This window comes from Streptomyces sp. NPDC093064 (assembly GCF_044754605.1).
Taxonomy (GTDB): Bacteria; Actinomycetota; Actinomycetes; order Streptomycetales; family Streptomycetaceae; genus Streptomyces.
Genome location: NZ_JBIVPK010000010.1, coordinates 122,504 through 136,980, shown reverse-complemented (window position 1 = coordinate 136,980; position 14,477 = coordinate 122,504). Strand labels below are relative to the sequence as shown.

The window sequence follows — 14,477 nt, the reverse complement described above, 5'->3', positions numbered from 1 at the left end:
GCTAGCTCCCTCGGTAAACGGAGTAGCCGAACGGGTTGAGCAGCAGCGGTACGTGGTAGTGCTCGCCCGGTACGACGGCGAAGGTGATCGCCACTTCCGGGAAGAACACGGACCGTGCACCGCTGTCCCGATTCGCGGGGGCGTCCTGCTGCGCATCGGCTTGCTTCTCGGCGAAGTACGGCTCCACGGCGAACACGAGCCGTACGTGGGTGGTGCCCTCCGGCAGCGCCGGAAGGTCCTTGCACCGCCCGTCGGCGTCGGTCGAGGATCCGCCGAGCGCCTGCCAGTCCGCGTCACGGCCCGAACGGGCCAGGAGGTGGACGGCGACGCCCGCTGCGGGGCGGCCGGCGGAGGTGTCCAGGATGTGCGTGGACACGGAGGCGGTGGTCTCGGTGCTCATGGTTTCCTCTTCGGGCGTCTTCTCAGGCGTCTGCGAGCAGTCGGGCGAGCCGGATGCGGTTGATCTTCCCCAGTTCGCTGCGGACGATCTCGCGTTCCTGCTCCGGCGCGTTGCCGATCCGCTCCTTGAGCGCGTCGCGCATCTGCTCGCCGGTCCGGCCGGTGGCGCAGATGAGGAAGACGTGGCCGAACTTGTCCTGGTAGGCCAGGTTGAGGTCGAGCATCTCGGCCTTGAGTTCCTCGGAGGCGCCGGCCATACCGCGCTGTTCGCGGGCCGAGGCCGGGTCGCCGGGCTTGGGACGGCCTATCGGCGGGTGGCCGGCCATCGCCTCCCCGAGGTCCGCGTGGGTCAGCTCCACCATGGCGGCGTCGCTCGCGGCTTCGAGGTCGTCGGGGGTGTCGCAGGGCCGGGCCGCCAGCAGCCGCTCGGCCCACGCCGTGCTGGCGCACGCCTCCAGAAGGGCGGCTCGGGCCGCGTCTTCGGGGAGGGCGTTGAATCGGGCGAGGCCCGGTGGCGTTGAGGTCGAAGTCACGGGAGCCTCCGTGGGCTGTTGACGGCCTTCGCGTTGAACGGGCTGCGGATAGCTAACGCCCTGACGAACACCGCGTCAACAGTTTGTTGAAAATTCCGGGACGCCGGGCCCGGTGGCGGCTCAGCCCTGCTTGTCGCGGTTGAGATAGTTGTAGACGGTGAAGCGGCTGACGCCCAGCGCGCTCGCCACGGTCTCCACCCCGTGCCGGACGGAGAAGGCGCCGCGCGCCTCCAGCACCCGCACGACCTCCTGCTTGGCCTTGCGGTCCAGGTCCGCGAGCGGCATGCCCTGCCTGCGCTCCATGGCGGCCAGGATGTGGTCCAGCGAGTCGGCGAGCTGCGGCAGGCGTACGGCGACGGCGACGGCGCCCTCCCAGGAGAGCACGACGTCGTCGGGGCCGGCCTCGTCGGGCGGGAGCATCCGGCCGCCGATCGCGTCGACCAGCGGCTTCAGGGCCGCAATGAAGGGCTCCTCCCCGATCACCTGACGTCCTCCCCGATCACGGTGACCTGAAGGGAGATCCGGGTGGCGCCGGACCCGAGGGTCCTGCGCAGCAGGGCGTCCACGGCGTCCAGGACGGCGTCGGCACTCCCCTCGGCCGTGTTGCCGAACGGGCCGACGTCCACGGCGTCCAGTTCGGCGGCCTCGACGACCTCCCGCGCCACCACCGCGTGCGCGGGGGCCTCGTCCAGGTCGAAGGGTTCGGTCGTGAACTCCACTCTCAATCGCACGCGCACAACCTAACGCGCGGGCCGCTTTCCGGGCAGTCCCGGCGACCGGGATCCACACAGGAGCCCACACCCTCTTGACAAGCCGCGACACCCCCCGGCAGTCTTCCATTAAGCAGAAACGAACTTCCGCAATACGGAATACGGCGACAACGGAAGGGAGCGCGGCCCTGATGGGATTCGCAGACCAGCGCTTCAACGTCAACCTGTCGATCCTCTTCACGGAACTCCCGCTCCTGGAGCGGCCGGCGGCCGCCGCCGCGGCCGGCTTCACCGCGGTCGAACTGTGGTGGCCGTGGATCGACTCCCCCACCCCGGAGCGTTCCGCGACCGATGCCCTGAAGAAGGCGATCGAGGACGCGGACGTACAGCTCACCGGCCTGAACTTCTACGCGGGCAGGCTCCCGGGCCCCGACCGCGGCGCACTGTCCGTGCCCGGTGAGGAGTCGGAGAGGTTCCGCGCCAACATCGACGTGGCCGCGGACCTCGCCCAGTCCCTCGGCTGCACGGCCCTGAACGCCCTGTACGGCAACCGGGTCGAGGGTGTGGACCCGGCCGAGCAGGACGCGCTCGCGCTGGACAACCTGGTCCTCGCGGCCCGGGCCGCCGACCGGATCGGCGCGATCCTGCTGATCGAGGCGCTGAACAAGCCGGAGTCACCGCTGTACCCGCTGGTGAGCGCGCCCGCCGCCGTCGAGGTGGTGGACAAGGTGAACGCGGCGTCGGGCCTCGGCAACGCCAGGTTCCTGATGGACCTGTACCACCTGTCCATGAACGGCGAGGACCTGCCGTCGGTGATCGAGCGGTACGCCGCGCGGACCGGCCACGTCCAGATCGCCGACAACCCCGGCCGTGGCGCGCCCGGCACGGGCTCGCTCCCGCTGGAGGACCTCCTCGACCAGCTGGGGAAGGCCGGTTACGACGGCTGGGTCGGCCTGGAGTACAAGCCGGGCGACAGGCCGAGCGCCGAGGCCTTCGCGTGGCTGCCGGCCGGGGCCCGAGCGGCCCGCTGACCAGCCCGGGCACTTTCCAGGGCCCCGACTCCCAGACGCTGCACAGAAGTTAGAGAGGCACCCGCACATGACCACCACCCTTCCCAAGGTTGCCTGGGTCGGCCTCGGCATCATGGGCTCCCCCATGTCCGAGAACCTGATCAAGGCGGGCTACGACGTCACCGGCTACACGCTGGAGCAGGCGAAGCTGGAACGGCTGGCCGCCGCGGGCGGCACCGCGGCGGGCTCGATCGCCGAGGCGGTCCGGGACGCCGACGTGATCATCACGATGGTGCCCGCGTCGCCGCAGGTCGAGGCCATCGCGTACGGCCCGGACGGCATCCTGGAGAACGCGCGCTCCGGCGCGCTGCTGATCGACATGTCCTCGATCACCCCGCAGACCTCGATCGACCTGGCCGCCGCCGCCAAGGACAAGGGCATCCGGGTCCTGGACGCCCCCGTCTCCGGCGGTGAGGCGGGCGCCGTCGAGGCGGTGTTGTCGATCATGGTCGGCGGCGAGCAGGCCGACTTCGACACGGCCAAGCCGCTCTTCGACGCCCTGGGCAAGACCATCGTGCTGTGCGGCCCGCACGGCTCCGGCCAGACCGTGAAGGCCGCCAACCAGCTGATCGTCGCCGTGAACATCCAGGCGTGCGCCGAGGCCGTGGTCTTCCTGGAGAAGTCGGGCGTGGACCTGAAGGCGGCGCTGGACGTCCTCAACGGCGGCCTGGCCGGCTCGACCGTGCTGACGCGGAAGAAGGACAACTTCCTCCAGCGGGATTTCAAGCCGGGCTTCCGCATCGACCTGCACCACAAGGACATGGGCATCGTGACGGACGCGGCCCGCACCGTCGGTGCCGCCCTGCCCGTCGGCGCGGTGGTCGCCCAGCTGGTGGCCTCCCTGCGCGCGCAGGGCGACGGCGGCCTGGACCACTCGGCCCTGCTGCGGGCCGTGGAGCGTCTGTCCGGCGCCCAGGTCTGACGGACCCCAGACCTCCGGACGGCGCCGCCGCCGACACCAGTCATGTCGCGCCCAGGCGGCGGCGCCGTCCGGATCTCCCTCTTTTCAACAAACTGTTGACGCGCCGATCACACCGATCCTAGGCTCCAGGCCAGCGGAAACTCCACAAAGCGGAAATGCATTTCCGCTGCTCCTCTGCACGGAAGGTCCCTGATGTCGAAGCGCGTCCTCACGACCGAGTCCGGCGCCCCGGTCGCCGACAACCAGAACTCCGCCTCCGCCGGTATCGGTGGCCCCCTCCTCCTCCAGGACCAGCACCTGCTGGAGAAGCTGGCGCGCTTCAACCGCGAGCGCATCCCGGAGCGCGTGGTGCACGCCCGCGGCTCCGGCGCGCACGGCCACTTCGAGGTGACCGACGACGTCACCGGCTACACCCACGCCGATTTCCTGAGCACGGTCGGCAAGCGCACCGAGGTGTTCGCGCGCTTCTCCACGGTGGCGGACTCCCTCGGCGGCGCGGACGCGGTACGCGACCCGCGCGGTTTCGCGGTGAAGTTCTACACCGAGGAGGGCAATTACGACCTCGTCGGCAACAACACGCCGGTGTTCTTCGTCAAGGACCCGGTGAAGTTCCCCGACTTCATCCACTCGCAGAAGCGCGACCCGTTCACGGGCCGTCAGGAGCCGGACAACGTCTGGGACTTCTGGGCGCACTCGCCCGAGGCCACGCACCAGGTGACCTGGCTGATGGGCGACCGTGGCATCCCTGCCTCGTACCGCCACATGAACGGCTACGGCTCGCACACCTACCAGTGGACGAACGCCGACGGCGAGGCCTTCTTCGTCAAGTACCACTTCAAGACCAACCAGGGCATCCGCTGCCTGTCCACCGAGCAGGCGCAGGAGATCGCGGGCACGGACCCGGCCTCCCACCAGACGGACCTGCTCCAGGCGATCGAGCGCGGAGTGCACCCGTCCTGGACGCTGTACGTCCAGATCATGCCGGCGGCCGAGGCGGCCGACTACCGCTTCAACCCCTTCGACGTGACCAAGGTCTGGCCGCACAAGGACCACCCGCTGCGGCGGGTGGGCCGGCTGGTCCTGGACCGCAACCCGGACAACGTGTTCGCCGAGGTCGAGCAGGCCGTGTTCTCCCCGAACAACTTCGTGCCGGGCGTCGGCCCGTCGCCGGACAAGATGCTCCAGGGGCGGCTGTTCGCCTACGCCGACGCCCACCGCTACCGTCTGGGCGTCAACCACACCCAGCTCGCGGTGAACGCCCCGAAGGCCGTGCCCGGCGGCGCGGACAACTACGGCCGTGACGGCCTCATGGCGTCCAACTCCCAGGGCCGGTACGCCAAGAACTACGAGCCGAACTCCTACGACGGCCCCGTCGAGACCGGCCGTCCGCTGTCGGCCCCGCTGGCGGTGACGGGCCACACGGGCACCCACGCGGCGCCCCCGCACACCAAGGACGACGACTTCTTCCAGGCCGGCGAGCTGTACCGGCTGATGTCCGAGGAGGAGAAGCGGCGTCTGGTCGCGAACATCGCCGGCGGCCTCTCGCAGGTCTCCCGCGACGACGTGATCGAGAAGAACCTCGCGCACTTCCACGCCGCCGACCCGGACTACGGCAGGCGCGTGGAGGAGGCGGTACGCGCCCTGCGCGAGGAGTGACACCAAGAGCCGCGTACGGGGTCCGCCGGGAGGTCATGCCCCGGACCCCGTACGCATACGGCCCGCCCGGGCCGTCGGACGACCCGGATGAGGGGTGGCCGTCCGATGGCCGTGCGGGCGCGTGGACCGCGGCGGCGTGCGAGCCAGTGCGGTGGTGAAGGCGACGGAGCGTTCTCCCGACCGGAGGGAGGGCGTCCCGGAGCCGTCGCACCCGCCGCGGTCCCGGCCACCCGCCTCGCGCAGAACGGTCCTGTCGCGAGGCCCCTGATCCCGTCCGGCGGCGCGAATGTCCTGTCGCGCCCAGTCTCGCGCCGTCGGACGGCAACCAAGCGGACCGGAGGAGGAGCGGGGGGGGGGGGGGGGGGGCCCCCCCCCCCGGGGGGGGCGGGGCCCCCCCCCGGCGGGGGGGGGGGGGGGGGGGGGGGGGGGGGGGGGGGGGCGGGGGGGGGGGGGGCCCCCGGGGGGGGCCGGCGGCCCCTATTTCCGGGCGGCCCCCCGCCCCGCGCGGCGGCCCGCCACCCCCGGGCCCGGGGGGAGGAGCGCCGGACCCGGGTCGGAACCCGGGTCCGGCGCTCCTCGTCGTCCACCCGGTCGCGGTGTCCCCGGGGTGCGGACCGGGGACCGGCGCAGGAGGCTGAGGACCAGGAGGCTGAGGACATGGACAACCCCACGAAGTATCCGCACATCGTGGTGCACGCACCGGCCCTGGACGGCTCCCGGCGGGTGACCGAGGGCGACGTGACCCTCGGACTCGCGTCCCACCTGGACGACGTGGTCGAAATCCTCCGACTGGCCGACCTGGACCGCGTAGAGGTGGAGGAAAGCGACCTCATCGAATGGCAGGGCGGCGGCCCCGAAACCTGGCCGGGCCTACCGGAACACGACGACACCTGAACGCACGGAGCAGCCGGGCCGCCGGACGGCCGGAGGATGGAGTGGCCTGGATGTCTACCGCAGTGGGCGTACTGCGGGTACGGCTTGCTCAAATCATGCTCTGAAGTAGGGGCGGCAGGTATCGGGTAGGCCCGGCTGCGGGCACATTCTCCTCGACGGGGCCCGCCGGTACGGGGGCGGCGGGCCCCGTGTTCCGGCCGCTGGGGGTGCCATGGACAGTGACGCAACGAACCGGCTCGCGCCGCACGAGATCGCGTTTCTACGGGGCGGCCGCCGCGCCGCCGTCACGGTCGCCGTGCTCGCTCTGCAGGCGCGGGGCGCCGTCAAACCCGGACGCGGCGGCACGATGCGCACCACGGGGCCGGCCCACGGCGCGAGGGCGGATCTCCCCGCCCTCCCCCACCTGACGAAGACCGTGCACGCCGCTCTCTACCGCCCCGCGGGCATGCGACAGTTGCTGGACCGGGAGCCCGTCGCCCTCGCGCTGATCGACCTGCGCTACGAACTCACCGTCGCCGGGCTGCTGCGCGTCTTCCCGCCCGGGCGCACCCGGGCCGGCCGGCGGACCCTGCGGGAACTGCGGAACCGGCATCCGCTGCCCGCAAGCGGAAGGGGCCTGTCGTTCGACGACCGGTTGCTGGCCGTGGCCCTGTACGGGGACCAGGCGCTGACCCGGCTCGTGCCGCGCTTCGCGCGGGAGGCGGGACTCCTCGGGCGGGGCGGGACGACCGAACGGGAGCTGCGGCAGTCCTGGGGCGGCGGTGGCTCGGGCGGCTTCAGCTGCGCCTCCGTGTGAAGCCACCGAGGTACGCCAGAACAGCATGGGGACAGCATGAAAGGGACGGCCCCCTGCGGGCGGGCCGCCCCCTTCGACCAGCGTCCGTGACTCAGACCTTCAGCGTCCTGATGGAGGTCGGGGCGTGGCCGGGCTCCGTGGCCACTTCCTCGAACTCGACGACGTTGCCGATGTCGTTGGTGCCCGACATCGAAATGTTGGTGACCCGCTCCAGGATCGCCTCGACGACGACCGGCACCCGGTGCTCGGCGGCGAGCTTCTTGGCCTCCTCGAGGGCGGCGCCGAGCTCATTGGGGTCGGTCACCCGGATCGCCTTGCAGCCCAGGCCCTCGGCGACCTTGACGTGGTCGACGCCGTAGACGCCCAGCTCGGGCGAGTTGATGTTCTCGAACTCCAGGTTGACCTGGAAGTCGATGTCGAAGGCCCGCTGCGCCTGGCGAATCAGGCCCAGGTAGGAGTTGTTGACCAGCACGTGGACGTAGGGGATCTTGTGCTGCGCGCCGACCGCCAGCTCCTCGATCATGAACTGGAAGTCGTAGTCGCCGGAGAGGGCGACGACGGACGCCTCCGGGTCGGCCTTGGCGACACCGAGCGCGGCCGGGACGGTCCAGCCGAGCGGCCCGGCCTGACCGCAGTTGATCCAGTGCCGCGGCTTGAAGACGTGCAGCATCTGGGCGCCGGCGATCTGCGAGAGGCCGATGGTGGAGACGTACCGGGTCTCCGGGCCGAAGGCCTTGTTCATCTCCTCGTAGACGCGCTGCGGCTTGATCGGGATGTCGTCGAAGTGCGTACGACGCTGCAGCTTCGCCCGCTTCTCCTGCGCGGCGGCGGCCCAGGCGGAGCGGTCGGGCAGCCGTCCGGCCGCCTTCAGCTCCCGCGCCACCTCGACGAACAGGTGCAGCGCGGCCTTGGCGTCGGAGGCGATGCCGTAGTCCGGGGCGAAGATCTTGCCGATCTGGGTGGGCTCGATGTCGACGTGGACGAACTTCCGGCCGGCCGTGTAGACGTCCAGCTTGCCGGTGTGGCGGTTGGCCCAGCGGTTGCCGATGCCGAGGACGAAGTCGGACTCCAGGAAGGTCGCGTTGCCGTAGCGGTGCGAGGTCTGGAGGCCGACCATGCCCGCATTCAGCTCGTGGTCGTCGGGCAGGACGCCCCAGCCCATCAGGGTCGGGACGACCGGAGTGCCCGTCAGCTCGGCGAACTCCACGAGCAGTTCGGCCGCGTCGGCGTTGATGACGCCGCCACCCGCGACGATCAGCGGCCGCTCGGACTCGTTGAGCAGCGCGATCGCCTTCTCGACCTGGGCGCGGGTCGCGGCCGGCTTGTAGACGGGCAGCGGCTCGTACGTCTCCGGGTCGAACTCGATCTCGGTGAGCTGGACGTCGATCGGCAGGTCGATCAGGACCGGGCCGGGACGGCCGGAGCGCATCAGGTGGAAGGCCTGCTGGAAGACGCCGGGGACCTGCGCGGCCTCCAGGACGGTGACGGCCATCTTGGTCACCGGCTTGGCGATGGAGGCGATGTCGACGGCCTGGAAGTCCTCCTTGTGGATCACGGCGGTGGGAGCCTGGCCCGTGATGCACAGGATCGGGATGGAGTCGCCGGTGGCCGAGTACAGGCCCGTGATCATGTCGGTGCCGGCGGGACCGGAAGTGCCGATGCAGACGCCGATGTTGCCCGCGTGGGTCCTCGTGTATCCCTCGGCCATGTGCGAGGCGCCCTCCACATGGCGGGCGAGGGTGTGGTTGATACCGCCGGACGCCTTGAGCGCCGCGTAGAAGGGGTTGATCGCGGCGCCCGGCACACCGAACGCGGCGGTGACGCCCTCGCGCTTGAGGATCTCAACTGCCGCACGGGCAGCGGTCATACGAGCCATCGAGTTCTCCTGCTTCGGCTGTCTTCGGCTGTCGGATTCGCACGCCCGTCGCGCCCCGCGGTTGTGACTCTTCCGTATAGCGGAAACTACTTTCTACGATCTGGAAGCAATGTAAGTGCGGCCCGCAAAGTGCGTCAAGGGTGGGCAAGGGGCGGCCTCGGGTGGCGGAAACTTTGGGCAGGCGGGGGTTCCGCGGAGCCCCATGGGGCGCTCCCCGACCGTCGCCCCGGTGCCACGCCCTGGAATGCGCCATCCCCGGGAGCGCCCCGCCGCGCCGTCCGACCTGTCGCCGCGCACACGTTCACACGGCTCCGCCCCGGCCGCGCGCCTGCGCGGCCGGGGCGGAGCCGCCGGCTGTGACGTTCGAGACGACTGCCTGCTGACGGCTGTCTATTCGTGACCCGGACCTGGCCGAGCGGAGCCGTTCGAGGTCGTTCCGGGTTTGGTGTGGAGGACCTCGCGGGCCTGCTCGGCGGCGCGGGTGATGCTCTCGCTGATGAAGTCGAGGAAGCGGGCGATGTTCTCCAGGCGGGTGGCCGCGGGAGTGTGGGGGCCGAGGACGGTGACGCCTTGACGTGCGGTCTCGACGAGCTGGTCGTTGGATCGGGCGCTGGCGATCGTCGCCTGGTAGAAGAGTTCATCGTCGACGATGTAGCGGTCGCGGCGGCGTTCGTCGCGTTCTCGGCGGACGAGGCTCTGACTCTCCAGGAAGGCGATCGCCTTGGAGATGGACGCCGGGCTGACCTGAAGGCGCTGGGCGAGCTGGGACGCGGTGAGACTGCCGGCGTCGGTGGTGAACAGGCAGGTCAGCACCCGGGCCGTCATCTTGGGCAGGCCCGAAGCCATGAGGACGGTGGTGAGCGTCTCCTCGTACTCGGCCACGGCCTCGGCGTCGCGTCCGTGCGACTGGGGGACCGACTCCGGCCCACGGGACGGGGCGGGCCCGCGCCGGCGAGCGCGGCGTTCGGTGGCGCGGTGGGCCAGGTCGGCGCGGTAGGCGGTGGGGCCGCCGTTGCGCATCACCTCACGCGTGACCGTCGAGGTCGGACGGTCGAGGCGGCGGGCGATCTCGGCGTAGGGGAGGCTGTCGGCCAGCCCCAGCGCGATCTGCCGGCGTTCCTGCTGGGTGAGCCTGCCTCCCGGCATCGCGATCTCCTTGGTGATCCTTCGTGGTGGTCCCCGCCCTCACCCTCATTCTAGCGTTCACTCATCGCCCATTGCAACGATCGGAGCAGTTTCCGTTGCGTTACCAGCGAGACCGTTGCAACACTTTCTAGGCCTTCACCTGTAAGGATGCCGTTTCTATGCAACGAATACGTTGATGATTTCTGGAAAGCAACGTAGCGTTTCTGGTGTCGGAAACAATGAGCAAGCACGGGAGACCATGATGCAGAAGTTCGACACCCCCGCCCCGATCTCCGCCGTCCTGGACATCCCCGCCGGACGCGTCCAGTTCATCGCCGCCGACCGCGCCGACACCACCGTCGAGGTCCTGCCCGCCGACCCCTCCAAGAAGCGCGACGTCCAGACCGCCGAGCAGACCACCGTCGCCTACACCGACGGCGTCCTGCGGATCCACACCCCCGAGCCCAAGAACCAGCTCTTCGGCCCCTCCGGATCCCTGGAGCTCACCGTCCAGCTGCCCGCCGGCTCCCGCGTCGAGGGCAAGGCCGCCGGCTCCGAGCTCCGCGGCGTCGGCCGCCTCGGTGACGTCGTCTTCGAAGGCGCGTACCGCCAGATCAAGATCGACGAGGCCGCGAGCGTCCGCCTCACCGCGATCGACGGCGATGTCGAGGTCGGCCGGCTCGGCGGCCCCGCGGAGATCAGCACCGCGAGGGGCGCCATCCGGATCACCGAGGCCGTGCGCGGCACGGTCGTGCTCCGCACCCAGTCCGGCGACATCTCGGTCGCCGCCGCCGGCGGCGTCTCGGCCGCGCTGGACGCCGACACCGGCTACGGCCGCGTCAGCAACTCCCTCAAGAACGACGGCACGGTCGAACTCGACATCCGCGCCACCACCTCCCAGGGCGACATCACCGCCCGCAGCCTCTGAAGGAGCGGCACCAGGACCATCCGGCCGGGCCTCACGCGATCGAGCGCCTTCAGATCGAGGCGTTCGGCGGGCTGTTCCTTCGAGGCCGCCGTCCGGGATGTCGATGGCAAGGAGCGTTCCGCAGTCGGTGAACCGTACGGCCGGCGCCCCGCGCACCACAGGTGCCCGGGGCGCCGGCCGTACGCTCACAGGGCGTACTTCTCCCGGAGTTCGATCTTGCGCACCTTCCCGGAGACGGTCATCGGGAAGGAGTCCAGGACCCGCAGCAGGCTCGGGATCTTGTAGTGGGCCAGCCGGCCCTCGCAGAAGGCCCGCAGGTCCTCCAGGGTCAGCGGATCGGCCGCGTCCAGCGGGATGACGCAGGCCAGCACCTCCTCGCCGTACTTCTCGTGCGGCACGCCGACCACCTGGACGTCGCGGATCTTCGGGTGGCCGTGGAGGAACTCCTCGATCTCACGCGGGTAGATGTTCTCGCCCCCGCGGATGATCATGTCCTTGATACGGCCGACGATCTCGACGTACCCGTCCTCGCGCATCACCGCCAGGTCGCCCGTGTGCATCCAGCGGCCCGGGTCGACGGCCTCGGCGGTCTTCTCGGGCTCGTTCCAGTAGCCGAGCATCACGCTGTAGCCGCGGGTGCACAACTCTCCCGCCGTGCCCCGGGGTTGAGTGACTCCGGTGGCCGGGTCGACGACCTTGACCTCGAGGTGCGGCAGGACGCGGCCGACCGTGCCGGTGCGGTGTTCGAGGTCGTCGTCCATCCGGGTCTGCAGGGAGACCGGCGAGGTCTCGGTCATGCCGTAGCAGATGGAGACCTCCTCCATGTGCATCTCGGCGACCACCCGCTTCATCACCTCCACCGGGCAGGGCGAGCCCGCCATGATGCCGGTGCGCAGGGAGGTGAGGTCGTACGACGCGAAGTCGGGGAGGTTCAGCTCGGCGATGAACATCGTCGGCACCCCGTACAGCGAGGTGCAGCGCTCCTGCTGCACGGCCTCCAGGGTGGCCTTCGGCTCGAAGGACGGCGCCGGTATGACCATGCACGCGCCGTGCGAGGTCGCCGCCAGGTTGCCCATCACCATGCCGAAGCAGTGGTAGTACGGCACGGGGATGCAGATCCGGTCCCGTTCGGTGTAGCCGACCGTACGGCCCACCCAGTAGCCGTTGTTGAGGATGTTGTGGTGGGAGAGGGTGGCGCCCTTGGGGAAGCCCGTGGTGCCCGAGGTGTACTGGATGTTGACCGGGTCGTCACAGCTCAACTCGGCTTGCATCGCAGTCAGCTGATTTGCCGTCACGTCGGATCCGGCAGCCGTCAGCGCCTCCCACGACGGGTCGCCGATGTAGACGGTCTCCCGCAACTCGGGGCACTTGACGCGAACTTGCTCGACCAGCGCCCGGTAGTCGGTGCTCCGGTGGGACTGCGAGGCGACCAGCAGCGAGATGCCGGCCTGCCGGAGCACGTACTCCACCTCGTGGGCACGGTAGGCCGGGTTGATGTTCACCATGATCACGCCGATGCGCGCGGTGGCGTACTGGACGAGCGCCCACTCGGGGCAGTTGACCGCCCAGATCCCGACCCGGTCGCCCTTGGACACGCCCTTGGCGAGCAGTCCGCGCGCCACCTCGTCGACGGCGGCGCCGAACTCGGCGTAGGTCCAGCGGCGTCCGGAGGACACGTCGACGAGCGCCTCGCGGTCGCCGAAGGCGGCGACCGCCCGGTCGAGGTTGGCGCCGATGGTGTCGCCCAGCAGCGGGGTGCCGCTGGTTCCGTGGGCGTAGGACAGTTCAGTCGCCTGGAATTCGCTCACCGGAAGTCCTCCTCGCGGTACTCGTTCGCCGAGCCCTCGGCCGTGGCCTCGCGCAGCTCGATCCGGCGGATCTTGCCGGAGACGGTCTTGGGCAGTTCGCCGAACTCCAGACGGCGGATGCGCTTGTAGGGGGCGAGCACCTCCCGGGAGTGCTCGAAGAGCACCTTCGCGGTACTGGTGCCGGGCTCCCAGCCCTCGGCGAGGACGACGTACGCCTTCGGCACGGCCAGGCGCAGCGGGTCCGGCGCGGGCACGACCGCCGCCTCGGCCACCGCCTCGTGCTCCAGCAGGGCGCTCTCCAGCTCGAAGGGGCTGATCTTGTAGTCGGATGCCTTGAAGACGTCGTCGGACCGGCCGATGTACGTCAGGTATCCCTCCTCGTCCCTGGAGGCGACGTCTCCCGTCCGGTAGTAGCCGCCGGCCATCGCCTCCGCGGTGCGGTCCGGGTCGCCGTGGTAGCCGGTCATCAGGCCGACCGGGCGTGCGGACAGGTCGAGCGCGATCTCGCCCTCGGCGGCGCCGGGCGCGCCGGACACCGGGTCGAGCAGTTCGACTCGGTAGCCGGGGCTGGGCCGTCCCATGGAGCCGGTCTTCAGCGGCTGGCCGGGGCTGTTGGAGACCTGCACGGCGGTCTCGGTCTGCCCGAAGCCGTCCCGGATGGTCACGCCCCAGGCGCGCCGGACCTGCTCGATGACCTCGGGGTTCAGCGGCTCGCCCGCGGCCACGGCCGCGCGGGGCGGGGTGCGCAGCTGGGTGAGGTCGGCCTGGATCAGCATGCGCCACACGGTCGGCGGGGCGCAGAAGGTGGTGACGCCCGCGCGGTCCATCTCGGCCATCAGACGGGCGGCGTCGAAGCGGGTGTAGTTGTGGATGAAGACGGTCGCCTCGGCGTTCCACGGCGCGAACAGGTTCGACCAGGCGTGCTTGGCCCAGCCGGGCGAGGAGATGTTCAGGTGCACGTCCCCCGGCTTCAGGCCGATCCAGAACATCGTCGCCAGGTGCCCGACGGGGTACGAGACATGGGTGTGCTCCACCAGCTTGGGGCGGGCCGTGGTGCCCGAGGTGAAGTACAGCATCAGCGGGTCGTCGGCGAGGGTGGGCCCGTCCGGGACGAACGCGGCGGGGGCGGCGTACGCGTCCTCGTAGGGCTCCCAGCCCTCCTCCGGCAGGCCGCCGACCGAGATACGGGTGTAGGCGCCGGGGACGTCGGCGAACTTGGCGGTGTCGGAGGCGCGTGCGATCACGTGCTTGACCCGGCCGCGATCGACGCGGTCGGTCAGGTCGGCGGGGCCCAGCAGCGGAGTGGCGGGGATGACGACCGCGCGCAGCTTCATCGCGGCGAGCGCGGTCTCCCACAACTCGGCCTGGTTGCCGAGCATGACGAGGATGCGGTCCCCGGCGGCGACACCGCGGTCGCGCAGCCAGTTCGCCGCGCGGCTGGAACGCTCGGACATCTCGGCGAAGGAGAGGCGGGTCTCGGTGCCGTCCTCCTCGACGATGTGCAGGGCGGTGCGGTCGTTCCCCTCGGCGACGGCGTCGAACCAGTCCAGTGCCCAGTTGAAGTGGGAGGGGCGGGGCCACTCGAATCCGGCGTAGGCGGTGGCGTAGTCCTCACGGTGTTCCAGCAGGAAGTCCCGTGCCCTGCGGAAGAGCTCCGTCGCCGTCGTCATCTGTCCTCCTTGGTCCCGGACCATTGCCGGGCGGCTCTCTGTCATCGTGTAATCCGTGATGTGCGTCTCACCACCCCCGAACGGGGGTGT

At 70.6% G+C, this 14,477-nt stretch carries 14 protein-coding genes; 6 read left to right on the top strand and 8 right to left on the bottom strand.

The window, feature by feature from the left end; genetic code table 11:
* Position 1: 1 nt before the first annotated feature.
* The 4 genes from uraH to ACIQFZ_RS15120 form a co-directional block, all read right to left on the bottom strand.
* Positions 2-400: a hydroxyisourate hydrolase gene (uraH, locus tag ACIQFZ_RS15135; protein WP_365430721.1), complete on the bottom strand. Its 399-nt coding sequence runs from the start codon at positions 398-400 to the stop codon at positions 2-4.
* Positions 401-422: 22 nt separating this feature from the next.
* The gene (uraD, locus tag ACIQFZ_RS15130) at positions 423-932 is read right to left on the bottom strand and encodes a 2-oxo-4-hydroxy-4-carboxy-5-ureidoimidazoline decarboxylase (RefSeq protein ID WP_402691385.1); all 510 of its coding nucleotides are present in this window, start codon (positions 930-932) and stop codon (positions 423-425) included.
* Between the two features lie 120 nt (positions 933-1,052).
* Entirely contained in the window at positions 1,053-1,415 is a 363-nt protein-coding gene (locus ACIQFZ_RS15125) for a helix-turn-helix domain-containing protein (protein WP_361412247.1), read from the bottom strand.
* Positions 1,412-1,663, bottom strand: a complete 252-nt coding sequence (locus tag ACIQFZ_RS15120; RefSeq protein ID WP_365430716.1) for a hypothetical protein — start codon at positions 1,661-1,663, stop codon at positions 1,412-1,414. Before ACIQFZ_RS15120 ends, ACIQFZ_RS15125 begins: the two co-directional genes overlap by 4 nt.
* A 170-nt stretch (positions 1,664-1,833) precedes the next feature.
* Between ACIQFZ_RS15120 and ACIQFZ_RS15115 the strand changes: the two genes are divergently transcribed.
* From ACIQFZ_RS15115 to ACIQFZ_RS15095, 5 genes are all read left to right on the top strand, one after another.
* Complete coding sequence (locus ACIQFZ_RS15115; RefSeq protein ID WP_365778036.1) at positions 1,834-2,673, top strand: TIM barrel protein; 840 nt, start codon at positions 1,834-1,836, stop codon at positions 2,671-2,673.
* A gap of 67 nt (positions 2,674-2,740) precedes the next feature.
* Positions 2,741-3,634, top strand: a complete 894-nt coding sequence (locus ACIQFZ_RS15110; protein WP_365430712.1) for a 2-hydroxy-3-oxopropionate reductase — start codon at positions 2,741-2,743, stop codon at positions 3,632-3,634.
* 192 nt (positions 3,635-3,826) lie between these two features.
* A complete protein-coding gene (locus tag ACIQFZ_RS15105) occupies positions 3,827-5,290 on the top strand; it encodes a catalase (RefSeq protein WP_402691384.1) in 1,464 nt (487 codons plus the stop codon).
* A gap of 657 nt (positions 5,291-5,947) precedes the next feature.
* On the top strand, positions 5,948-6,184 hold the full coding sequence (locus tag ACIQFZ_RS15100) for a hypothetical protein (RefSeq protein WP_365437029.1): 237 nt from the start codon (positions 5,948-5,950) through the stop codon (positions 6,182-6,184).
* A 211-nt stretch (positions 6,185-6,395) separates the two neighbouring features.
* Entirely contained in the window at positions 6,396-6,980 is a 585-nt protein-coding gene (locus ACIQFZ_RS15095; protein WP_365437032.1) for a TIGR04222 domain-containing membrane protein, read from the top strand.
* 91 nt (positions 6,981-7,071) lie between these two features.
* Here the strand turns inward: ACIQFZ_RS15095 and gcl are convergent, their stop codons facing one another.
* Together gcl and ACIQFZ_RS15085 are read right to left on the bottom strand one after the other, a co-directional pair.
* Positions 7,072-8,856, bottom strand: coding sequence for a glyoxylate carboligase (gcl, locus tag ACIQFZ_RS15090; protein WP_402691383.1), 1,785 nt, complete (start codon positions 8,854-8,856; stop codon positions 7,072-7,074).
* A gap of 390 nt (positions 8,857-9,246) precedes the next feature.
* On the bottom strand, positions 9,247-10,002 hold the full coding sequence (locus ACIQFZ_RS15085; RefSeq protein ID WP_376651004.1) for a helix-turn-helix domain-containing protein: 756 nt from the start codon (positions 10,000-10,002) through the stop codon (positions 9,247-9,249).
* Positions 10,003-10,243: 241 nt separating this feature from the next.
* Between ACIQFZ_RS15085 and ACIQFZ_RS15080 the strand changes: the two genes are divergently transcribed.
* Positions 10,244-10,909, top strand: a complete 666-nt coding sequence (locus ACIQFZ_RS15080; RefSeq protein WP_365437727.1) for a DUF4097 family beta strand repeat-containing protein — start codon at positions 10,244-10,246, stop codon at positions 10,907-10,909.
* Positions 10,910-11,094: 185 nt separating this feature from the next.
* Here the strand turns inward: ACIQFZ_RS15080 and ACIQFZ_RS15075 are convergent, their stop codons facing one another.
* Positions 11,095-12,717, bottom strand: coding sequence for an AMP-binding protein (locus ACIQFZ_RS15075; protein WP_402691382.1), 1,623 nt, complete (start codon positions 12,715-12,717; stop codon positions 11,095-11,097).
* On the bottom strand, positions 12,714-14,387 hold the full coding sequence (locus ACIQFZ_RS15070) for an AMP-binding protein (protein WP_365421034.1): 1,674 nt from the start codon (positions 14,385-14,387) through the stop codon (positions 12,714-12,716). The genes ACIQFZ_RS15075 and ACIQFZ_RS15070 overlap by 4 nt, the downstream gene beginning before the upstream one ends.
* Between the last annotated feature and the right edge of the window lie 90 nt (positions 14,388-14,477).